General features: G+C 59.5%; 18 protein-coding genes and 1 tRNA gene. 9 read left to right on the top strand and 10 right to left on the bottom strand.

All coding sequences use genetic code 11. The features are described from left to right. Positions 1-74: 74 nt before the first annotated feature. Positions 75-1481, top strand: coding sequence for a UTP--glucose-1-phosphate uridylyltransferase (locus tag GGQ74_RS15570; protein WP_167942521.1), 1407 nt, complete (start codon positions 75-77; stop codon positions 1479-1481). 840 nt (positions 1482-2321) lie between these two features. Here the strand turns inward: GGQ74_RS15570 and GGQ74_RS15565 are convergent. The 10 genes from GGQ74_RS15565 to GGQ74_RS16370 form a co-directional block, all read right to left on the bottom strand. Beyond that, complete coding sequence (locus GGQ74_RS15565; protein ID WP_167942520.1) at positions 2322-4235, bottom strand: C1 family peptidase; 1914 nt, start codon at positions 4233-4235, stop codon at positions 2322-2324. Between the two features lie 102 nt (positions 4236-4337). Beyond that, positions 4338-4664 (bottom strand): protease inhibitor I42 family protein, encoded by a 327-nt coding sequence (locus tag GGQ74_RS15560; protein WP_167942519.1) that lies wholly within the window; start codon positions 4662-4664, stop codon positions 4338-4340. Between the two features lie 65 nt (positions 4665-4729). After that, positions 4730-5776 carry a hypothetical protein gene (locus GGQ74_RS15555; protein ID WP_167942518.1) on the bottom strand — a complete coding sequence of 349 codons (1047 nt, stop codon included), beginning with the start codon at positions 5774-5776 and terminating at the stop codon, positions 4730-4732. A gap of 297 nt (positions 5777-6073) precedes the next feature. Next, positions 6074-8554 (bottom strand): PAS domain S-box protein, encoded by a 2481-nt coding sequence (locus GGQ74_RS15550; protein ID WP_167942517.1) that lies wholly within the window; start codon positions 8552-8554, stop codon positions 6074-6076. Beyond that, the gene (locus tag GGQ74_RS15545) at positions 8551-9138 is read right to left on the bottom strand and encodes a SpoIIE family protein phosphatase (RefSeq protein ID WP_167942516.1); all 588 of its coding nucleotides are present in this window, start codon (positions 9136-9138) and stop codon (positions 8551-8553) included. Before GGQ74_RS15545 ends, GGQ74_RS15550 begins: the two co-directional genes overlap by 4 nt. Beyond that, a complete protein-coding gene (locus tag GGQ74_RS15540) occupies positions 9139-9552 on the bottom strand; it encodes an anti-sigma regulatory factor (RefSeq protein WP_245168331.1) in 414 nt (137 codons plus the stop codon). Then, positions 9542-10054: an STAS domain-containing protein gene (locus GGQ74_RS15535; protein WP_167942515.1), complete on the bottom strand. Its 513-nt coding sequence runs from the start codon at positions 10052-10054 to the stop codon at positions 9542-9544. Before GGQ74_RS15535 ends, GGQ74_RS15540 begins: the two co-directional genes overlap by 11 nt. A gap of 66 nt (positions 10055-10120) precedes the next feature. Beyond that, positions 10121-10930, bottom strand: a complete 810-nt coding sequence (locus GGQ74_RS15530; RefSeq protein WP_209280230.1) for a PAS domain-containing protein — start codon at positions 10928-10930, stop codon at positions 10121-10123. 517 nt (positions 10931-11447) lie between these two features. Then, a tRNA-Pro gene (locus GGQ74_RS15525) sits at positions 11448-11524 on the bottom strand. A gap of 190 nt (positions 11525-11714) precedes the next feature. Next, positions 11715-12056, bottom strand: coding sequence for a hypothetical protein (locus GGQ74_RS16370; RefSeq protein WP_167942437.1), 342 nt, complete (start codon positions 12054-12056; stop codon positions 11715-11717). Here GGQ74_RS16370 and GGQ74_RS15515 point away from each other — a divergent pair. The 8 genes from GGQ74_RS15515 to GGQ74_RS15480 all read left to right on the top strand — a co-directional run bounded on the left by GGQ74_RS15515 (position 12007) and on the right by GGQ74_RS15480 (position 21268). Then, complete coding sequence (locus tag GGQ74_RS15515) at positions 12007-13062, top strand: chemotaxis-specific protein-glutamate methyltransferase CheB (protein ID WP_167942514.1); 1056 nt, start codon at positions 12007-12009, stop codon at positions 13060-13062. The genes GGQ74_RS16370 and GGQ74_RS15515 overlap by 50 nt on opposite strands. Positions 13063-13117: 55 nt before the next feature. Continuing rightward, positions 13118-15046 (top strand): HEAT repeat domain-containing protein, encoded by a 1929-nt coding sequence (locus GGQ74_RS15510; protein WP_167942513.1) that lies wholly within the window; start codon positions 13118-13120, stop codon positions 15044-15046. Then, positions 15047-15922 carry a CheR family methyltransferase gene (locus tag GGQ74_RS15505; protein WP_167942512.1) on the top strand — a complete coding sequence of 292 codons (876 nt, stop codon included), beginning with the start codon at positions 15047-15049 and terminating at the stop codon, positions 15920-15922. Between the two features lie 48 nt (positions 15923-15970). Next, positions 15971-16363 carry a PilZ domain-containing protein gene (locus GGQ74_RS15500; RefSeq protein WP_167942511.1) on the top strand — a complete coding sequence of 131 codons (393 nt, stop codon included), beginning with the start codon at positions 15971-15973 and terminating at the stop codon, positions 16361-16363. Positions 16364-16447: 84 nt separating this feature from the next. Next, the gene (locus GGQ74_RS15495) at positions 16448-17230 is read left to right on the top strand and encodes a ParA family protein (RefSeq protein ID WP_167942510.1); all 783 of its coding nucleotides are present in this window, start codon (positions 16448-16450) and stop codon (positions 17228-17230) included. Next, positions 17217-17897 carry a chemotaxis protein CheW gene (locus tag GGQ74_RS15490; RefSeq protein ID WP_167942509.1) on the top strand — a complete coding sequence of 227 codons (681 nt, stop codon included), beginning with the start codon at positions 17217-17219 and terminating at the stop codon, positions 17895-17897. Before GGQ74_RS15495 ends, GGQ74_RS15490 begins: the two co-directional genes overlap by 14 nt. Positions 17898-17906: 9 nt before the next feature. Beyond that, positions 17907-18278, top strand: coding sequence for a response regulator (locus GGQ74_RS15485; protein ID WP_167942508.1), 372 nt, complete (start codon positions 17907-17909; stop codon positions 18276-18278). 86 nt (positions 18279-18364) lie between these two features. Further along, positions 18365-21268, top strand: a complete 2904-nt coding sequence (locus tag GGQ74_RS15480; protein ID WP_167942507.1) for a chemotaxis protein CheA — start codon at positions 18365-18367, stop codon at positions 21266-21268. Positions 21269-21342 lie beyond the last annotated feature (74 nt).

Below are 21342 nucleotides of genomic sequence, written 5' to 3'. Positions count from 1 at the left end.
CGGGGCGGTGGCCATCCGTTGGCCGGAGCGAGTTCCGGCCGAAAACCAGCGTCCGCCACGAGCGAGGAGACAGCATGAATGCCTTGCGCGAGTTGCTCGAAACAGCATCCTGCGACCTGCATGCCCGGTTTCGGCCCTTTGCCGAGAAGATGGAGCAGGCGGGTCTCGATCCGATGGTCCTCAACGTTTTTAAGTCGCTCTACGACCGCCTTCTGTGCGGCGAGACGGGCGATATGCCGGAGCGCTCCGTCGTTCCGGTGAAAGAGGGCGAGATACGGCGCTACGGCGAGCTTGCCGACTACACCGATCTGGGCATGACGCTCATGAATCAGGTGGCCATCATCAAGCTCAACGGCGGACTCGGAACGAGCATGGGGCTTGAGCGCGCCAAATCGATCATTCCGGTGCGGGATGGGATGACCTTCCTCGATCTCATCCGGGCGCAGGTGGAGTGCCTGCGTAGCAGCTACGGCGTGAACACGCCGCTTCTGCTGATGAACAGCTTCCGTACGCATGAGGATACGCTGGCCGCCATGCGCGGGTTCGATAATGCCGCGACCGGGCTACCCCTCACGTTCATGCAAAACCGCTTCCCCAAGGTGCTCGCCGATTCGCTGGAACCCGCCCGGTGGCTGCCCGACCCCGAGCTGGAGTGGAATCCGCCCGGACATGGCGACATCTACACCTCGCTGGTTACCTCGCATCTTTTGCCGCAATTGCTGGCGGCAGGAATCCGCTACGCCTTCGTGTCCAATTCGGACAACCTCGGCGCGCTGCTCGACCCGGCGCTTCTGGGCTATATCGCCGCCGAAAAGCTGCCCTTCGTGATGGAGGTTGCCCGGCGGCAGGATACGGATCGCAAGGGCGGGCATCTGGCGCGGCTTCGGGACGGACGGCTCGTCCTGCGCGAAATTTCGCAGTGCCCGAACGAAGACCTGGAGCATTTCCAGAATGTCGCCCGGCATCGCTATTTCAATACCAACTCCATCTGGCTCGACCTCGCGGCCGTGGAAGAAGTCGTTCTGCGCGAAGGCATGGTGCCGCTTGCGCTCATCAGGAATCGCAAGAACATCGACCCGCGCAATCTCGGCTCGCCGAAGGTCATTCAGGTCGAGACGGCAATGGGTGCGGCCATTGCCTGCTTCCCGAAGGCCTCGGCGGTTGAGGTGCCCCGAAGCCGCTTCGCGCCGGTCAAGACCACGGCGGATCTGCTGACCGTCATGTCCGACTGCTACGAATTGCGCGATGACTTCTCCCTTGCGCCGCATCCGGACCGGGCGGCGGCGTTACCGTCCGTGCGGCTGGATTCGCGCTATTACACGCGTATTGACGATTTCACGCGGCGCTTTCCGCAGGGACCTCCGTCGATGGTCGGGTGCTCCTCGCTGTGCGTCACGGGAGACGTGACCTTCGGGGACGGTGTCGTCCTGAGCGGTGACGAGAGCATTCGCGTCCATGGAGCCGCGTCGGTTTTTCGTTGAATGCGGATTCTGGAGAAAGAGTGAAGGGCGCGTGAGGCGCTGTGTTCGCTTGTTGGCGGCATTTCGTAAAACGGGATGCCGCCTTTTTGCGGGCAAGGAGAAAGGGGACGACCAGTGGCCGTCCCCTTGTTTTGCAGGAAAGTGGGGGAGGGAAATCCTGCGCAGCATTCGACGTCCGGTCTTGTTCCGGGGCACTCCGTGCCGCCAGGAGTGCCGGGCCGCGGGAGAGGTGGCGGGTCGCGGCGGTCGGAACAGTTGGCGGCCTTTTCAGGCCGTGGACGTGTCTGCTTTATGTGGGCAAGTCCAGTTTCCGTTTCCGGTGACGGACGAGGGCGCGTTCCGGGGGAATCTGGTCCGGTTTCCGGACCCTGAGATCGGTGTCGAGCGTGTGTATCCGAGATTCAAGGGGGATGGGAAGTCCGGTCATTTTCCGCCGGTAATGTGCGTCTCCTCGGGGCTTCCCTCCCCATACAATACATAAGGCATCCGGCACGGAAGGCAAGCGGAAAACGTTGCGCTACGGGCGTTGCCGCAGGGCGCCCTGCCGTTTCGCATGGTGGGGCGGACGGTTGGGGTGTGGATTTTTCTGTGGGGTCTGTGCGTGCGCGCAAGGGCGCGACGGAACGCCTGCCGAATCCCCCAACAGAGCTGGCCCCCGGCCGGGGATACCGCTGCGGAGCCTTTCCATCGTCAACCGCAGGGTCGGCAGGCGGAATGGATCATAGGCCAATGAAGGTTGGGGGGGCAATGGCGGGGGAGTCGGGGGCAAGGGCTGTGGGCGAGAGAGAAAGGGAAGGGCCGCGCACCATTTCTGGGCGCGGCCGTGTCGTGCGTTTCGTGTTACTGAACGATGATCGTGAATTGTCCGACCCGAATCATGCGGGAAGGTGTGATTGAATCCTGTTTGGGCATACCTTCCAGCGGCGTGGTCAGCGCCATGAAGGTGGCGGTATCGAATCCGTGCTCCGCCAGCGGGTGGTCTTCATCGACCAGATAGAACGATTCAACGCTGATGGAGCCCGGAGTATCGAGTTGCTGACCGTTGCGCCAGAAACTGACGACGACGTCGGCGCTGAATCCGGCGGGTAGCCGGACGGGCATTCCCGTCAGGAACGAACGGGAGTCGGAAATCGTGGTTTTCGGCATGGTCAGCAAGGGTTCGGCCCGCGAGTCGCCGCAGGTAAAACGTACGGCGCTTCCCTTTGGGAGATTGCTGGCGACGAGAGCGACATAGAGGTCCATGTCCTGTGGGGCCTCCAGCAGCACCGGAACGTTCAGGTCCGGCTTGTCGGCCATGTTGACGACCTTGACGTTGCGCATGGCGACGGCGGGGTTGCCGAGCAGCCATGAAGCAAAGTCCTTGATGTCTCCGTCCGCGGGGATTGGGTTGGGATGGGGCGCGGTTTCGATGCGGGTGATGAGGCAGTAATGATCTCCGGAAATCGTGTCGGGGCTCCATTCGAATGGGTCCGCTCCCACTACGATTTGTCCCTGTCCAGAGACGGCGATGGGCACGCTGTCCGCCTTTGCCGAGGTCTTCAGTTTGTTGTTGCCCCATTGTGAAGGCCACAGGAGCATGCTGGCCTTGCTCCAGTGCAGGAAGATGCGCCCCGAGGCTGGCCCCTGAGACAGGTTCTTGCCACGTACGTAAATATAGTTGACCTCGCCGGCCGAAATGTCGCGGGATACGTCCGAGCGCCAATTCCCCGCGAAGAAGGCCTGCGGGTTCGCCTGTGGCATCGGTCCCCACGGGATGATGTCCGGGCTGGAGCAGGCCGATCCATTGTCGGGTATTTGGCCTATGTCTGAGAGATTGTCGCGAACGAAAAGGTCGTTGTATAGCGGATGGACAGTGTCGAAGGTGTCTACCCTATACATTGTCGCGTCGATGCCGCACTCGCCGTAGCCGATCCAGAAATACCCGCTCTCGCCCCAGCCTGAGCCCCAACTGTTTTTGCACAGCCATGCTGCGAGAGCGTCGCTGTAGCCTACGCAGCATACGGCGTGCCCACCTTGCAAAGCGCCCGACGTGTGTCGATAGACGCCCCTCTTGTAGTGGCGGAAGTCCTCGTAGACGCTGAAGCATGTCAGCAGCGGTCCTCTGCTGCTCAACCACGTTTTCATGGCTGCGGGATCGTTCATTCCCGTGTAGTTTCCGACTTTGGTCACCTGTTGCGCCCAATTGCCGCAGAGTTTGCAGGGCTGGTCCTTGGGGGAATAGGGAAAGCAGGCTTCCGGAACCACGCCGGTGGTCTTCGCGTAGTACATGGCGCTGGGGTTGTTCCAGCCCTGCGAGCATTTGCAATTGTTGCAGAAGAACATTTGTGCGGGCGAAAGAACGGGCAGCACCGCGCTGCCGGAATCATTGCACGCCACATCGACGTGGGTCCGCACGTTGGCTTCGAGGGTCGCCGTTGAGGCGAAGGCCACGCACGAACCGCAAGTCTTCTGATTCGTGACGGGCGTTACGAAATTGCGTCCGTTCACGTTGCGCCAATCGAAGGCGGTGGGATACGCGGACGTTCCCGCCTCTGCCCTCATGTACATTTCCCTGTGCTGCCGGTAGCGGGTTCGAGCCAGCGTTTCCGCCTCCTGCAGGGATGGTTCTCCCTCGCCGGGGTGGCAGCCGAGCATCTGTTTCCATTCTTTGTCGGGAATGAGGGATACGGGCGTCTCTCCCGCTTCCCATGTTGCGTTTCGCAGGGCAAGCAGACCCTGCAACGAACTGATGAAGCGTTTCGTGTCGTTGGTCATGCGTCGTCTCCTTTGCGAAAGCGCATCCAGTGTCGACGGCCTGGGGACGCTACTGCCTCGTGTGCGCGTCAGAGCGCGGACGGGCGCGCCGGGGATGCGGCGTTACATTATATTCAGGGTGAAAGTGATACGCATGGGCGTATCCTCTTCGCGTTCCCATGGACGGCGGTATGCGAGTTTCAGGATGGTTTGGCCTTTTTTCTGGGCGCGAAGGGTGAGGATGCGCAGGCCGCCAGCTCCGTCGTTTCTGGATGTCGGCGGTTCGAAGGTGTCGTAAAGAAGGGATACCCCGGTGGCTTCCAGTGGGGACGAGAATTCCCAGCCGTAGCCAGTGGTCGGGTTCTCCGCCAGATGAAGAAGCAGCTCGTCGCCGAGAGCGATGTTCACGGTTTTGCCGTCGTCGCTTTGTCGAAGTACATGTTTGCGCATGCTGCCGTCCATGGTGCGAGCTGTTGTGCGTGCCGCATTGCTGGATGCGGCACGCATCAATGCATCTAGCGTTGATGTACCGTCGAATGTTCCCCTATGCCGAGGAATAGGCCCGGTTCCACTGTCGGGTTGGCGCTGAGCATGACGTGGTGCAGCATGCGCAGCTTTTCATCGGTATGAGGACTTTTCAGGGCCGCGGCGCGTACAGCCTTGTCGCAATCCTGGGGGGGTACCCAGAACGCGGCCTTGAGGTTGACCTTGAAGGCGTCGCCGGGCTCGTGCCCGTTGCTCTTGTAGGAGTACGAGATATTCGATTTCCAACCTGCGGGCACCTGGAAGGTGGACCCGAATATCTGGGTGTAGGGTGACTTTCCAGCCGGAGGCTGGGGAATGGTGGTCCAGTCCATCTTGATGTACCCACCGTCGGGCAGCGGGGTGCCACTGGCGAAGCAGACCTGCGATCCGGCGGGCAGATCCGTGCATTCCAGGAAGACATAGACCAGTCCGCCCACGGAACCCTGGGTATAGTCGACCGTCGTCTCGAAGGTGACCCCGGCGTCCACGACGCGGATGTTGCGCCAGCCGATGGTCGGATGGTTCGCCAGAAACAGTCCAAGATTCTTCATGTCGCTAACTTTGGGGACAGGGATGTCATGGTCAGCCGTACCGATGCGGGCCACGAGGCAGTAGTGGTCGTTGGCGATCATTTCGGGAACCCAGGTGAATGGGTCGTCGATCACAGCGATCCCGTCGGCGGGAATGTCCTTAACAGTCACCTTCTCGGCGCCGGAGGACGTCTTGAGCGTGTTTTGGAGCCACTGGTCGGGGTAGGGGACCAGTGTGGCCTTCGTGTAGTTCAGGACGAAATCCGCACTGCGGGTTGTCGTGCCGAGGTTTTTCCCTCGCACATAGATGAAGTTGCGGCCGTTGGCCACGAGGTCCTGACCGGGGTCCTGTGACCAGTTGTCCGTGAATTTCTTTACTGGATCGTCCACGGGTTGCAGGCCGACGGGAATGATGTCCGGGCAGCCAGTCGTGCCGCCATCGGATGGGACGTTCCCTGCGTCATTGAGATTCTTCCTGATGAAAACATCGGTATAACGATCAGCCATGGTTTTCCTCCGGGCCTGTTAGAGGTTAGGGGAAATGGAGCAAGACTGAGAATTGTTTCGAATAATAGTGGCACCAATAGAAAAGTCAATATCAAACAACTGTTTGCCAATGTGGCGCTTAGTGGATCCTCTGCCCCTGCGGCGAAACGAAACCGCCCCCGTCGGAACCTTCCGGCGGGGGCGAGTGAAAGAAACATTTCATGAACAAACTCAGGCGCGAAGCAATGCCGAAGAATTTGCGTGCGGACACATGGGGTAGCTGCCGACAGGTCCGAAGGCGTGAAACCACTTCTGCGGTCAGGAAGAGCGTAACTTGGTCAGGGCTTTCTCCAACTCCAGGACGGCGGCCTCACGCCGTTCATCCGTCAGTTTTTCCATGTCCAGCTGCAGGCGCAAACCTTCGCCTTGGCTGCTGATGAATCTGCTTTCAGTGTCCAGATTGTCGTACAGGCCGAGCACGGCGTATGGACGGACTTGGCGGCGAATGCCCTTGACCGTCATGGGCTCTCGCGCCTCGGTAGCCACGATGTCGCTGACCAGCGCGTAGGTTTCATAGGACATCAGGATGCCTCCTGTATCGGCCTGGGCTTCCAGCCGTGCAGCCAGATTCACCTCGCCGCCGATGATGGTGTAATCCATCCTATCTTCGGAACCGAAGTTGCCAACGTTGCAGTAGCCGGTGTTGATGCCGATGCGCATCCTGAATGGCTCTTCATAGCCCATGTCCCGCCATTCTTCGTCCAGTTCGACCATGCGCCGCTGCATGGCAATGGCCATGTTCACGCAGGCCTTGGCGTCTTCGGTAATGCCAAGGGTCTGCGGGTCGCCGAAGAACATGAGCATGGCGTCGCCGATGAACTTGTCTATGGTCGCTCCGTATTCCAGAGCAATCTTGGACATCTCCGTGAAATAGAGATTGAGCAGCGTGGTCAGGTCTTCGGGCTGGAGGTCGTCCGTGGTTTTTGTGAAATCCTTGATGTCGCTGAAAAACACCGTCAGTTTCTTGCGCTCGGTTGTGAGTTGCACGTCGCGGGCACCGGAGAAGATGGAGGCATAGACTTGAGGCGAGAGGTATTTGGAAAGCTTGTTGGAGAGTTCGCCTAATTGTTGATTGCGCTCATCCAGTTCTCTGGCTGCCTTGTCACGTTCTTCCTGGGCCTTTCGTTGCTTGGTGATGTCGAGCCCAACGCACAGAACGCCCAACACCTCGCCCGACTCTTCGTCCAACAGTGCTCGGTTGGTCCAGTTCACCCAGACCAACGTGCCGTCCTTTCGAATGTTTTCGTTCTCGTTGTTTGCGTGCTCGTCGGGATTTTGAGCGATATTCATGATCATGCCCGACAAGTCTCGTCCCGTTGACTCCAGTTCTGGCACAATAGTGCCCACGATGCTCTTCCCGAGGACTTCCTCTTCGGAAAAGCCAAAAAACTCTTGGGCATATTCATTGAAGAAGGTCACGTTCCCCGACCGATCGAGCTTGAGAATGATGCTGTTGGCATTTTCCACGAGTTCTCGGTATTTCACCTCGCTTTCGCGTACGGCCTCTTCCATGAGCATCCGCTCGGTGATGTCCTCCTTGACCGCCACAAAATGAGTGACTTTTCCCGTGTCATTGAGGATGGGCGCGATGGTGGCGCTCTCCCAATACACCTCGCCGTTCTTGCGGCGGTTGTGGAAGCTGCCTTTCCAGGCCTGTCCGTCGAGAATTGTCTTCCAGAGGTCTTCGTAGACGGATCTGGGTGTTTTTCCGGAGCTGAGTATGCGTGGGTTGTGTCCCAGGATTTCCTCGGGTGAGTATCCCGTCACGTCGCAAAAGGACGGGTTTACGTACTCAATGATCCCATCCCGGTCCGTGATGACCACGGAAATCGGGCATTGCTCAACCACCTGCGAGAGTTTTTTGATGACTTCCTGGGCCTTCTTCTGTTCTGTCACGTCGCGGATGGACGCGATGATCTGTATCTCGTCTCCGGTCTTGATGGGGCTTAGCTTGATATCGGTGGCGATGCGGAGTCCGCCCTTGATCTGGGCTTGAAAGTTGCCTTCGCCCGAAAGTCCTTTGTCCGCATTGTTGCGGAAAAACTCTTGCACATGGGCCGGATGGGACTGCCGCGCCTCTTCGGGCACGAGTATTTCGATGGGACTGCCGAGCAACTCCTCGCGCGAGTAGCCAAAGGTCTTGACCGCCTGAGAGTTGGCATAGGTGATCGTTCCGGCCCGGTTGACCATGATCATGGCGTCGGGCGCACCCTCCAGCACGGTCTGAATACGCCCTTCGCTTTCGCGCAGTGCGGCTTCGGTGCGCTGCCGTTCCTCAACTTCTGCGGCCAACTCGGCATTCTTGTTCGTTATGCTACGTATCAATTCCTGACGTGAGGGCTGCGCGAGCATGGCAATGATGTCCTCAAGCGGGTAGTCCTGGGCCGAGTATTCCTCGTTTGGCAAATACAGCATCCCATGAAGGGTTGGTGACGCCTTCCCAGCGAAGGCGGCGGATACGCCGAAAAATTTGAGGATGGCCGGAGGGGGGCAGACGGGGCACCCGAAATCGAAGAAGACAGACAACGCCAAACGGCCATTTACTTCTTCGAGTCCCAATTTCAGCAGGGTTCCCATTTTGGACGTTCGTTCCAAACGGCAGAGTTCGGAGTAGAAGGTCGTGATCTTGGTGCACAGGATCGAATCAAACCCGAACGCTTCTGTCAGCCTCAGGATTTTCCTGCGCGCATTGTTGAAGGAGTCGGCGTCGTAGGCCGAAATGCTCCCGAGTACGATCACGCCACGTACCTCATGACCAGGCAGGATGCGTCATCATCCCCCTTGGCAAAGTGCTTCATCACTCTGTCCGCGATGTCCTTGGCCGATCCGGTCAACAGCCCGGGAAGATCATGCACTTCGAAGTGCTCCTTGATGCCATCGGAATACAGCATGACCACATTGCCCGGCGCGAGTTGTACGATTTGCTCCTGCGGCTGGCTCATCATGTAGCCCACAATGCCATCCCGGGAGACCATCCGCAGATGTTCGATGCCGAAGATGCGGCAGACGATGTTTCCCACGCCGGAAAAGCGCATCACGCCGGTGGCCAGGTCCACGTGGCACAGGCTGGCCACGCAGCCCCGTGTGCCACGTAAGTGCCTGTGCAGCCCTTGTAAAATGTCTACGAGCGTACTGTTCCCGCTTTCGGCAAGAAAGGCATTGACCATCACCGCTACCTCGTAGGCTTCTGGACCATGGCCGAGTACGTCTACTTCGGCCATAAGACACTGCGTTTCATCGATCCGGAAGTATCCGGTGTCGCCACATTCATCGTCTGGTCCGTTCAGGGAACGCTTAACAAAGTGGCAGTCCACTCGGGGCATTTATCTTCTCCATTTTCGCGCAGTGCACGTGGTTCCTTGTCCAACTCTGGATTCTATGGTGAATTCGTCCATGATCCGTTTTACTCCGGGCAGTCCCAGACCAAGGCTGTTGCCCGTACTGTAGTTGTCCTGCATGGCCTGTTCGATATCTTCGATTCCCGGTCCAGAGTCCTGGGCAATAACCTCTAGTCCGGTGCGCTCGTCGTCCTGAATGATTCGGATATTGACGGCTCCTCGTCCTGCATAGCGAATGATGTTGGTCGCTAGTTCTGAGACGGCGGTAGCTATGAGGTACTGATCCGTTTCCTCGAAGCCGGCTTCCTTGGCCATGAGCCGAGCCGTACTGAGTGCCGCTCCGGTATCCGAGAGGTCCACAAGATCTACGCGGCATTCTCCGGCCATATCATTCATCATTGTTTTCAGTATCCTCGAAGGGGTCAGGAGTTTTCAGCTCCGGTTCGTCCCCATCGTGTGCTTCGTCTTCTTCCGGGGTGTCGACATCCTGTTCTTCGTCGGTATCCTCCCACTCGTCTTCCGCCGCAGCGGACGGCGCCGGGCGCAGTTGCGCCAGGGCATCGTTGCTGTTCTGGGCGGTTAGGATGTCATTGCAGTCCACCTCGAGATCGATGAGTGAGGAGACCACCCCCGGTTGAAATCCGACGAAGAAGATTTTGGCGCCGAGCAGAGTTACGGTGCGGGCCGTATCCGCCAGTAGCCCATAGCCGATGGAATCGATCATCCGGATGGTGGAGACGTCAATGAGCACGCCGCGAATGGACATGGCGTACACCTTGTTCAGAACCATTCTGCGGATTTCCTTGAATGTTTCGTCTCCGAAATCGTCCGGTGTCTGGACCATGAGCACGCCGTCAACGACATGCATCCCCAGTTGGGGAGTGGCCTGTGCGTCATACATATTTTCGCCCTCCCGGAGAACCTGGCGTGGAAGCTGCCGGGCTCCTGTGCTCCAAGAAGAACAGGGCTACTTCGCCTTCTTCACTTCAAGGTTCATGAAGGTGAAGGCGTCACCCAGGGCGTCTCGCAGGCTGGAGTTGGTTGCCACATCACCGAGGTCGATCCCGAGCTGTACAAGGGTTTCGGCCACCGCCGGAGAAATGCCGGAGATGATGCAGCGGCATCCCATGAGCTTGGTCGCCTTGGTGATCTTGATCAGATGGTTGGCTACGGCGGTATCCACGGCGGCCACTCCCTGGATGTCCAGGATGATCGTCTTGGCCGCAGTCTCTTTGATCTTGGTCAGCATGGCGTTCATCATCTGCTTGGCGCGCAGAGAATCGACCACCCCGAGGACCGGAAGCACGACGATGCCTTCCCAAAGGCTGATGGCGGGGGTGGATATTTCCTGAATGGTTCTGCTTTGCTCCCGGAGTCGCTTCTCGTCTCGTACTCGCTCCGTGATGTCCAAAATGTATTCCAGGCCTCCCACTACCTTTCCATTCTTGTCCGTGAGCGGGGCGGCGGTATACTCGATGGGCACGACGCGGTCGCCGATTTTTGCTTCGTTTCTGGCGGTGCAGGGTTCGCCGGAAGCCATTGCCGTTTTCATGCGGCACTCAGCCGTTTCGCAATGCTGCGAATGAAAGAGGCTGTAGCAGGGATGGCCTAGAGCGTCCTTCGACTCTTTGCCAAGTAGCGTGCGACCCTGTTGATTTATGAAGATTAGCTTCATGTCCATGTCAACAGCAAAAACGGGTGTGGGAATTTGGTCCAAAACCCGGGTTGCCAGTTCGTCATTCATGGATGAGGCCATGCTTTTCTTCTTGATCGCCATATTTCCCCCTCATTTTTAATAGAGCTTTCAAGACAAGCACATAGATAGTTTTGTGCTTCAGGAAGACATCGCGCGGACGGATTTTTGAATATACGAAAACGTTGAATAATTTACTCTGCTTTTGCGATCAGTACAAGCGGCGTTCCTGAAAAAGCCAGCACGTCACCCCAAGGGCAGGGTGGAATCTGTTCGCTAGCTGCGTTGTTCGCGTGGCGTTGTCGCCCTGTGACTTCGAGGTCGCAAGGCGTGCCAGAGGTGGGGCCGAATTGGTGGGGAGGGCAGGTCTGATTCGAGTGCCAAGTCTGGTGCGACAAAGTGTTAAATCAACTGCAACCATTTGCCGCTCAAGACCCGGATAGTCTATGTCGAAACTCTCGGAATCTTCGCGGTGTATGATGGTGCGCAGTGGTTCAAGCTACAGTCGGCGGTAATCGCGTAGGGCGCGTGGATATGTGAACAGAAAATGTGAACAAAAAGAAAAGGGACTTAGAGCTAAACTCTAAGTCCCTGTATTTTCTGGTCGGGATGGCGTGATTTGAACACGCGGTCTCTGCGTCCCGAACGCAGCGCTCTACCAGACTGAGCCACATCCCGTTTGTCGTTGCGAGGAAGGGAATTAAGGGTTTCGTTCCTGTTTGGCAAGCACTTTTTTCGATTTGTCTGAAAAAAAGCGGTTCGGTGGGGTGGAGGCGATAACGCGTGGTGAAGGGGTATTCGGAGAAGGTGGGGGATGGGGACCGTTGAGTCGCTTGAGAAGTGGTGATTTTGGTGCGAAATTGATAAATCACAGTGGGTTGCGGAGTTGGGTGCGTTTGGATGGTGGTAATACTGCGCGTTCCGGCGGTTGAATGACCAATGCCGACCCGATGCCAATACCGAGATTCCATGCGGTGCGCAGAGGAAAAAGCTGCGTAAATTCGCTGTTGTCCTTGGTGCGTATTTCTTTTACATCGTTTTCTTGACCCAGTTCACTGTGATTGATGCGGAAAGCATGGTACGATTCTCCCACGGACTCGGCTTCGTTGTCCTTGCCGGGGGATGTGTTCTGCGCCTGCTGCCGAAAAGGAGTTCCTGACGTGGTTACGGTAGTTGTCGTTGATGACTCCGCCTTCATGCGGAAGGCCATTCAGACCATGCTCGAGAAGGACCCCGACATTCGCGTGGTTGCCACCGCGCGCAATGGCGAGGAAGGGCTCGAGATGATCCGTCGCCATCAGCCCGACGTGGTGACGCTGGATATCGAAATGCCCCGCATGGACGGCCTGACCGCTTTGCGGCACATAATGATGGAGATGCCGAGGCCGGTGCTCATGGTCAGTTCGCTGACCACCGAGGGGGCCGAGGCGACCCTCAAGGCGATGGAGCTTGGCGCGGTGGACTTCATCCCCAAGCAGCTTTCGAAGGTGTCGCTTGATATCATCAAGATAGAAGAGGACTTGCGCACGAAGGTGCGGACCGTGGCCCGCCGAACGTTTCGGGTGCCCACTCCGGTTCGTCCGCGCGCTGCGGCCGCTACGCCGACCCGCCCCAGCCCTGTGGTGCGGACCACTGGAACCCTCAAGCGTGATGTCATCGCCATTGGCGTATCCACCGGAGGGCCGCCGGCCGTGCAGAAGGTGCTGTCGCAGCTTCCTGCCGATCTTCCCGCGGGCATTCTTATCGCCCAACATATGCCCGCAGCCTTCACCGGCCCCTTTGCCAAGCGCCTTGATGGCGTGTGCGCGCTTACGGTGAAGGAGGCCGAACATGGTGAGCGGTTCGCTCCCCGTACGGTCTATGTCGCCCCGGGCGGAAAGCATCTTCGCATCGATCAGAAGATCAGCCGCATCGAGGTGATTGTCTCCGAGAAGCCCACCGAGGCGCTCTACAAGCCGTCTGCCAACGAACTCATGGCGTCCGTCGCCGAGGGTGTTGGCCGCCGAGCTCTCGGAGTTATTTTGACCGGAATGGGGAATGATGGCATGGAAGGAATGAAGGTCCTGAAACAGCGTGGCGGACGGGCCCTTGCACAGAGCGACGCGACCTGCGTCGTCTATGGAATGCCCAAGGCCATCGTGGATGCGGGACTGGCCGACGAGATTGTGGATATTGACGATATGGCACAGGCCATTGTCGACAATCTTTACAAGTGACCCATATGCCGTGCCGGACATCTGTCCGGGCGAACGACGCAAGGATGGGAGAGCGATGGAGAACTGCAAGGAGATTGCCAAGGTCCTGAAATCGGGCGAGATCGACGAGAAGCGCGAGGCCGCATTTCTCGCCGGGGAGCATCAGTGCAGGGAGGCCATTCCCGCACTCGCGCAGCTCCTGCTCTCGGACAATCTGGGGTTGCAGGAAGCGGCGGACATGGCGCTGCGCAAGCTCGGCGGCGTGGAGACCGCAGATGCCGTCATTCCGCTGTTGCGCTCGGACGAAGCTCCGGTGCGCAATCTGTCCATGGACATCCTGCGGGAGATCGGCAACCAGGCCATGCCTTCGTTGGTCAAGCTTCTGCACGACGAGGACGCCGACGTGCGCATCTTCGTGTCGGACATTCTCGGTTCCAGCAACAGCCCTCAGGCGGTGCCGCCGCTGGGTGAGCTGCTGCTGAAGGACCCCGAGGTCAACGTGCGCTATCAGGCCGCGGTGAGTCTTGGCGAGCTGCAGATGAAGGCCGGGGCGAAGTACCTCAACCAGGCCCTCAACGACGAGGAGTGGATCCAGTTCGCGGTCATCGAGGCCCTGGCCAAGGTGCGCGACGATAGTTCCATTGGGGCGCTGGCCAAGGCCATGAGCAAAAGCTCGGACCTCGTGGCGTCCATGATCGTCGAGGCACTTGGCGAGATGGGCAACGTGAAGGCCGTACCCATGCTGCTCGTCCATCTGGAGACCTCGCCCACGGCGCTGCGCAACAAGATCGTCAAGGCCATTGTGAACATCCTCGGGGGCAAGTCACTGACGCTGCTCTCCGAGCGGGAGCGCGAGAAGTTCCGCGAATACCTGCTCGTGGCCATCCATGACGAGGAAGAGGACATTCAGGACGCCGCCATTCTCGGCCTCGGTCACGTGGGTGGAGCCAAGGCCTCGGAGGAGGTCCTTCGTCTCGCCGCGCAGATGGATGGCGAGCGTGAGCCGGAACGCCTCGAATCTGCCGTCAGCGCGCTGGCCACCATCGGCCACAGCCCCGCGCTTCGCAATGCCCTGCACAGTGGAGACAACGGGCTTGCCCTTGTCGCGGTCAACGCGCTTGGACGCATCCCCGGAGATGAGGTCTGCGGCGTGATGAGCGAAGCGTTCTGGGATTGCGAGCGCGATGTCCAGCGCGCGCTGATCCTGGCCCTGTCCAACTGCGGCGCGGCGGTCAAGGAGTTCTTCCTCGACGTCCTCGCGCGGCACAACGACGGCACCGTGCTCAAGGGCGCATTGGCCTATTTCGGAAACGTGCTCAAAGATCCCGGCACGGGCGACACACTTTTCTCGTTCCTTGAGCATCCCTACGACGACGTGAAGGAAGCCGCGCTCGACGCGTGCGTCAACGTCGGCGGTCCGGAGATGGGCGAGCGGTTCCGCACGCTATTCCGCAGCCCGGAACCCATTCATCGGCTCATGGCTGTCTACGCAATGGGCAAGCTCGACATCGGCGCGTACATTGAGGAGATCAAGCTGGCGCTTGAGGATGAAATCCCCGACATCCGCAAGGTGGCGCTGGAGTCCTTCTCCGAGTTGTGCGTCGAGCTAGTCGAGTGGCTGCCCGTCATCGAAAGCCGCATGCGCGACGAGAACCGCGAGGTTCGCCTCGCCGTGGTTGATCTCATGGGCAGCTGCGAGGACAGGGCCATCGTGCCACACCTCATGGGCGCGCTCGACGACGAGGACGACTGGGTGCGGGTGCGCGCCATCGAGGCCCTTGGCAGGCGGCAGGCCTCCGAGGCCATTGTCCGCCTCGTGGAGTTGCTCGATGTGGATTCCCCGCTGGTGCAGATCAAGGCGGTGGAGGCCCTCGGCTCCATCGGCGGCAAGATGGCATTCCGCGCGCTGTTGAACGTTGTCAACTCGGATAACCCGGAGTTGGCCGCGGCTGCCGAAGAGGCACTCGAAAGGATTCAGGGGGAACAGGAAGAGGAGGAGCGATAGATGTCTTCACTCTTCTCCAAGACTATTTCCCTCGGCAAGGAATTCACCATCGGTGATGACGAGTTCAAGCAGCTGCGCGATTTCATCTACGACAAGTGCGGCATCTACATCGCGGACAACCGCAAGTATCTGCTTGAAAACCGCCTGCGCAACCGGCTCAAGCATCTGAACCTCAAGTCGTTCGGCGAGTATTACTACTATTTGCAGTACGACGCGCAGCGCCGGCAGGAGCTGAACAAGCTCTTCGAGGTCGTGACGACAAACGAGACGAGCTTCTTCCGCAATCCGCCGCAGCTCAAGGTCTTTCAGGACAATGTGCTTGGCGAGATGGTGGACGCGAAACGTCGCAAGGGCGAGAAGCGCATTCGCATCTGGTCCGCGGGATGTTCCACGGGCGAGGAGCCGTACACCATGGCCATCCAGTTGCACGAGGTGTTGCGCTCCGAAATCGGCCAGTGGGACATCCGCATCACGGCCAACGACCTTTCGGAGGCGGTTCTGGCCTCGGCGCGTCGTGGAGAGTACACGGAGTATGCGTTGCGCACCACGCCGCCGGAGATCATCCCCCGCTACTTCGAAGAGGAGGGCGGCAAGTTCAAGGTGAAGGCCGATCTGAAGAAGCTCATCACCTTCGGGCAGATCAACCTGAGCGACCGCATGCAGCTCAAGCGCGTGGAGCGTTCGGACATCGTCTTCTGCCGTAACGTCATCATCTATTTCGATGACGCGATGAAGAAGAACGTCATCAGTTCGTTCTATGACAATCTGCTTCCGGGGGGGTATCTGTTCATCGGCCACTCGGAGTCACTGCATAACATCACCAGAGCGTTCAAACCCGTGCATCATTCCGGAGCGATCATCTACCAGAAGGTCTAGTTCACGGCTCGCCCGCGGGCGACGGAATTCAGGAGGTTGCAAGCCGCGATGACTTCGAATGACAGGCGACAGGAAACTCGGCTGCCCAAGAACTTTCGGGTGGAACTCAGGGAATTTCGTTTTCCGCTCGCACGGCAGCCGAAGCATGAGGTCTGCTGCGCGGACATCAGCGCGGGCGGTATGAGTGTTGAGTGCGGACGGAAGTTTCAGGAAGGCGACAAGTTGCAGGTGAAGATATACATTCCGAGCCTCAACAAGTTTCATCCCGGATTCTTCAAGGTCTTTGAAAGTGATGCGGGGCAGTACCTGCAGGCGATTGCCGAGGTGGTCCGCGTGCAGGACATCATGCCCCTTACGAGATACAAGCACGGCATTCGGTTTCTGGACGTGGACTATGACGATTTGCAGGCCTTGAGGAGCTTCATCGGCAAGTCCGTCTAGCGGTGGTGCCTTCGCTGATTCGTCCCGCTCTCACGCACCATGCGCCCCATGCGGGAAGGGCGCTCACATGACGAGGGAAAGACGTTGGGCATCAAGGTTCTCGCCGTCGCAAACCAGAAGGGCGGCGTGGGAAAGACAACGACGGCGCTCAGTCTCGGCGCGGCGCTGCACAGGCTCGGGAAGCGGACCGTGGTCATGGACCTCGACCCCCATGCGTGCGCATCCATACACCTTGCGCACTATCCCGAGGATCTGACGCATACCGTGCTGGACATCTTCTACGCCGAGAAGGACGCGCTTCCCGAATTGTGGACGCGGGTTCTCAATCGCGAGGAGGTGCCGGGGTTCGATTTCGCGGCGGCGAGCATACGGCTCTCCGAACTGGAGATGGACCTGAAGTCGCGGCCCGGACGCGGAGCGATCTTTAAGGAGGCCCTTGAACTCCTGCCCGAGGACTATGACTACATCGTCCTGGATTGCCCGCCGCATGTGGGAGTGCTGCTTGTCAACGCGCTGGTGGCATCGGATCTGGTCATCATACCCATTCAGACCGATTTCCTTGCGTTGCACGGACTCCGACTGATCTTTGACACGATCCGCACGCTGAACCGGGTGTTGCCCCAGCCCATCCGGTTCCGGGCCTTGCCGACGATGTTCGATCGGCGGGCGGGCGCGTGCAGGAGGGTTCTGAACCTTCTGAGGAAGAAGCTCGGCGACAAGATGTTCGAGACGGTCATCAATCTTGATACGAATTTTCGCGAGGCGAGCGCCAAGGGCAAGGTCATCTACGAGATCGACGAGAAGTCCCGAGGTGCCATAGAATATTCCCTGTTAGCCAAAGAGATCATTGCTCATGAAAACGCCTGAGGAATACTTCCTGGAAAAGAACTTCCTGCCCGAGAATCAGGGGGCCGAGCTTACCGAGGCCGAACAGGCTTTCCTGCGGAAGTATCTGGGCCATGGCGACGGCGCCGACGCGCAGGCCGCCCTGCCGCATCCCGCGCGGGTGCAGGCCGCGCCCGGATTCTCCGCCCCGGCCCGGGCTGCGGATACTGCGGACGAGCCGGACGAGCCGGACCTGATGGGGCGGCTCATGACCGAGTCCTCCATCCAGTTGGTGGCCTTCACGCTGGGGGGGCAGGAATTCACGGTCCCCATCGATACCGTGCAGGAGGTCATCAAGTATGTGACCCCGACGAAGCTCCCGGCCGCGCCGAGCTTCATCAGCGGTATCGTCAATCTTCGCGGTCGGGTGACGCCGCTCATCATGACCGGCAAGCTGATGGGCATTCCCGGTGGCGAGGCGGACTGTCGGTTTATCGTCGTCTGCCGCCGCAAGGGGTTGCAGGTTGGGCTTCTGATCGAGACCGTGAAGACGATGTACCGTGCGCAGCAGAAGGAGATCGACTGGGGTGTGGAGTCGCATCTGGGCGGAAACGTCGAGTTTGTGGCCGGATTGCTCAAGGCCGAGGGCGAGAGACTGGTGGGCATTCTTTCGGTTGATCGCATCGTGGACAAGGTTCTTAAGGGATAGGGAGAGAAAATGTCTAAACATATTCTGATTGTGGACGATTCCAAGACGGTAAGGAACCTCGTGGCCTTCATCATGAAGAAGGAAGGCTTCAAGGTGACCACCGCCGAGGACGGGCTGGACGGGCTGGAGAAGCTGTACTCGTCGGAGCAGGTTGATCTCATCATCTCTGATGTGAACATGCCCCGCATGGATGGCTTCACGTTCATCAAGACCGTGCGCGAGCAGGACATGTACCGCGATGTGCCGATCGTCGTGCTCTCCACCGAGGGACAGGACAAGGATATCCAGACCGGTTTGAATCTGGGTGCCAACCTGTACATGGTTAAGCCTGCGCAGCCCGACTCGATGGTCAAGAACGTTAAGATGCTTTTGGGCGCCTAGTCCGTCGCGCCGGCGTCGGACTCGTATCCAACGGGTGCCCGGTATGTCCCTTTGGGACCGGGTTGCCGAACTTTTGAGGTAGGGCGATGAGTCAGGAGTTCATGGATCCTGAAATTTTCTCGGATTTCATCATAGAGGCCAAAGAGCATCTCGAAACCATTGAGCCGAACCTGCTGGAGCTGGAGAACAACCCCGAGAATCTGGACCTCCTGAACGAAATCTTCAGGCCCATGCATTCCCTCAAGGGGGCGTCGGGCTTCCTCGGGCTGAATACCATCAACATGCTCGCCCATCGTGCGGAAAACGTCATGGACGAACTGCGCAAGGGCAAGATGGTGGTCACCTCCGAAATCATGGACGTCATCCTGACGGCTACGGACCTTCTGCGGACGATGATCGACAATCTCGAAAGCGAAGGCGGCGAAGGGGATGTGGACATTTCCGGTGTCGTGGAGACGCTGGATTCGCTGCTTGTTGCCGGTTCCGCCGCAGGTGGTGCGCCCAAACCCGCGCCCAAGCCTGCGGCTGCGCCGAGTGCCGAGGCCGCGCCGAAGGCGGCGGAGCCAGCACCCGCAGCCGAAGAGGAACTGGAGCCATTCGTGGCGCAGCCCTACAAGCTGACCGTCGCGGCCCGCGAGCACCTCGACGACTTTCTCGAAGAGGCCCGCGAGATCGTGCAGAATCTTAACGAATCGCTGCTCGGTCTCGAAAAGGCGGACGCTCCCGAGGAAACCATCAACGACATCTTCCGCTACTACCACAACCTCAAGGGCAACAGTGGCATCGTCGGATTCGCGGAGTTGAACGCGCTGACGCACGAGGCCGAGACCCTGCTCAACATCGTCCGCAGGGGCGAGATGCAGGTGAGCCAGCCCCTTGTGGATCTGCTGCTGCACGTGGTGGATGCCATCGAGAGTCTCATTTCCAGTGTGAACCCCGAGACGTCCGAGGTCGTGCCCGTGGATATCCGTGGGCTGGTCGCCAGCCTGCATCACGCGGTGGAGACCGGTACCGTCGCGGGAGACGATGGCTCCGTAGCGCCGGCGCAGTCTGCTCCGGCGGCCGCTGTCGCGCCTGTCGCGGAGCCGGAGGTCGAGGCTGCAGCTTCGTCCACTCCCGCTGTGGACGATGAAGACGTCAAGATTTTCATCGCCACTGTCCAGCAGCAGATGGCGGCCATCGACCTCTCTTTGGAGGAAATAGGCAAGGACGCCTCGCAGACGAGCTATGTGGATGCGCTGTACCGTTCGCTGGTGACTGTGCAGAATTCGTCGGGCTACATGGGGTTCGACGAGATCAAGCTGAACGCCAAGCGCACGGCCGATCTCGTCGATCAGGCCCGCAAGTCCGACCTCGATTTTTCCCTGATGCATGACATTCTGCGTCAGGAGTGCTCCATCCTTACCGACCAGCTCGATGCCGTCATCGCCACCCTCGAAGGCAGTGGCCCGGCAGAAGAACTGGTGTCCGCCGCCGCCGATGCGGCAGCGGCTGTGGCCGGGGGCGATGTACAGCCCGCTGCCGAGGTCGAGCCCGCTGTTGAGGTCGAACCTGTCGTCGAGCCGGAGCCTGTGGTGGAGCCGGAGCCCGTGATCGAGCCTGAACCGAAGCCGGTGCTGAAGCCCGCGCCAGCCGCCCCGCGCCCTGCGGCGGCTCGTGCAGCCCGTCCCGAATCCGAGGAGGGGGACGAGGAGGAGCCGGCCGAGGAAGGCGGTTCGGCCGCTCGTTCCGCCGCAGCTGCCGCGCGTGGCGATGCGGCGGCCAAGCAGGCCCACAAGCCCAAGGTCTCCTCGACCATCCGCGTCGATCACGAGAAGCTCGACCATCTCATGAATCTCATCGGCGAGCTGATCATCAACCGCAACCGCTTCGCGATGCTTGCACGGCATCTCGACGAGGGCGGCGAGCATCTCGACATTCAGGAGGTCGCATCCAGTCTGACGGAAACGACCTACGCCATGGCCCGCATTTCCGACGACCTTCAGGATACGATCATGAAGGTGCGCATGGTGCCGGTGAAGACCGTGTTCACGCGCTTCCCGCGCCTTGTCCGCGACCTGTCGCGCAAGAGCCAGAAGGCCGTGGAGCTGATCACCGAAGGCGAAGAGACCGAGCTGGACAAGAGCGTCATCGAGGAAATCGGCGATCCGCTCGTCCATCTTATCCGAAATTCCGTGGACCACGGCCTCGAACCGCCGGAGGTCCGTCTCGAACAGAAGAAGGCTGAGACCGGTCGGGTGTGGCTGCGCGCCTACCACGCCGGCAACTCGGTGAACATCGAGGTCGAGGACGACGGACGCGGCATCGACCCCCAGCGCATGCGCGAAGTGGGTGTGAAGAAGGGCATCATCACCGCTGACGAGGCCAAGAGCCTCGACGATCAGCAGGCCATCGAACTCATCTTCGCCCCCGGCTTCTCCGGCGCTGAAAAGATCACGGACATCTCCGGCCGTGGCGTCGGCATGGACGTGGTCAAGACCAACATCAAGAACCTCAAGGGTTCCATCAACGTGCATACCGAGGTCGGCAAGGGGACTCGTTTCACGCTGTCCCTGCCGCTGACGCTGGCCATCATCGACGCGCTCATGGTTACCGTGGGCGGGCAGGTTTACGCCATTCCGCTCGAAGCCGTGTCCGAGACGACGAAGCTTGACGCAAAGCGCCTGACCGAGGTCAACAATCGCAAGGCCGTGACCATGCGCGGCGAGGTGCTCGGCATTCTCGAATTGGCGGAAATCCTCGAGATCGAATCCGACGGCGAGGAGGAACGCCAGCAGTTGCCCATCGTGGTCATTCAGGATGGCAACCGCCGCCTCGGGCTTATCGTTGACAGTCTGCTCGAACGGCAGGAAATCGTCATCAAGCCGCTTGGCGACTACCTCGGGGAGAAGGAGGGCATCTCCGGAGCGACCATTATGGGTGACGGCTCCGTGGTGCTCATTCTCGATCCGCATGAAATCTACCGCATGTCCATGCGCACCAGTTCCTAGCGCCGGACACGCGCGAATCCGAATGATCGGGGCCGGGGCGGATTACCGCTCCGGCCCTTTTTTACGTCCGGAGG

The sequence above is a fragment of the Desulfobaculum xiamenense genome (assembly GCF_011927665.1).
GTDB classification, from domain to species: domain Bacteria; phylum Desulfobacterota; class Desulfovibrionia; order Desulfovibrionales; family Desulfovibrionaceae; genus Desulfobaculum; species Desulfobaculum xiamenense.
Note: the sequence above shows the minus strand (reverse complement) of the source record. Positions and strands in the feature narration are given on the sequence as shown.

Bases quoted from the DNA above. Each gene is read 5' to 3' on its own strand.
- GGQ74_RS15510 (WP_167942513.1), top strand. From the start codon at position 13,118: ATGGAGAACTGCAAGGAGATTGCCAAGGTCCTGAAATCGGGCGAGATC.
- GGQ74_RS15555 (WP_167942518.1), bottom strand. From the start codon at position 5,776: ATGGCTGATCGTTATACCGATGTTTTCATCAGGAAGAATCTCAATGAC.
- GGQ74_RS15485 (WP_167942508.1), top strand. From the start codon at position 17,907: ATGTCTAAACATATTCTGATTGTGGACGATTCCAAGACGGTAAGGAAC.
- GGQ74_RS15540 (WP_245168331.1), bottom strand. From the start codon at position 9,552: ATGATGAATGATATGGCCGGAGAATGCCGCGTAGATCTTGTGGACCTC.
- GGQ74_RS15490 (WP_167942509.1), top strand. From the start codon at position 17,217: ATGAAAACGCCTGAGGAATACTTCCTGGAAAAGAACTTCCTGCCCGAG.
- GGQ74_RS16370 (WP_167942437.1), bottom strand. From the start codon at position 12,056: ATGGCCTTCCGCATGAAGGCGGAGTCATCAACGACAACTACCGTAACC.
- GGQ74_RS15505 (WP_167942512.1), top strand. From the start codon at position 15,047: ATGTCTTCACTCTTCTCCAAGACTATTTCCCTCGGCAAGGAATTCACC.
- GGQ74_RS15480 (WP_167942507.1), top strand. From the start codon at position 18,365: ATGAGTCAGGAGTTCATGGATCCTGAAATTTTCTCGGATTTCATCATA.
- GGQ74_RS15530 (WP_209280230.1), bottom strand. From the start codon at position 10,930: ATGGCGATCAAGAAGAAAAGCATGGCCTCATCCATGAATGACGAACTG.
- GGQ74_RS15570 (WP_167942521.1), top strand. From the start codon at position 75: ATGAATGCCTTGCGCGAGTTGCTCGAAACAGCATCCTGCGACCTGCAT.
- GGQ74_RS15560 (WP_167942519.1), bottom strand. From the start codon at position 4,664: ATGCGCAAACATGTACTTCGACAAAGCGACGACGGCAAAACCGTGAAC.
- GGQ74_RS15500 (WP_167942511.1), top strand. From the start codon at position 15,971: ATGACTTCGAATGACAGGCGACAGGAAACTCGGCTGCCCAAGAACTTT.
- GGQ74_RS15545 (WP_167942516.1), bottom strand. From the start codon at position 9,138: ATGCCCCGAGTGGACTGCCACTTTGTTAAGCGTTCCCTGAACGGACCA.
- GGQ74_RS15535 (WP_167942515.1), bottom strand. From the start codon at position 10,054: ATGTATGACGCACAGGCCACTCCCCAACTGGGGATGCATGTCGTTGAC.
- GGQ74_RS15565 (WP_167942520.1), bottom strand. From the start codon at position 4,235: ATGACCAACGACACGAAACGCTTCATCAGTTCGTTGCAGGGTCTGCTT.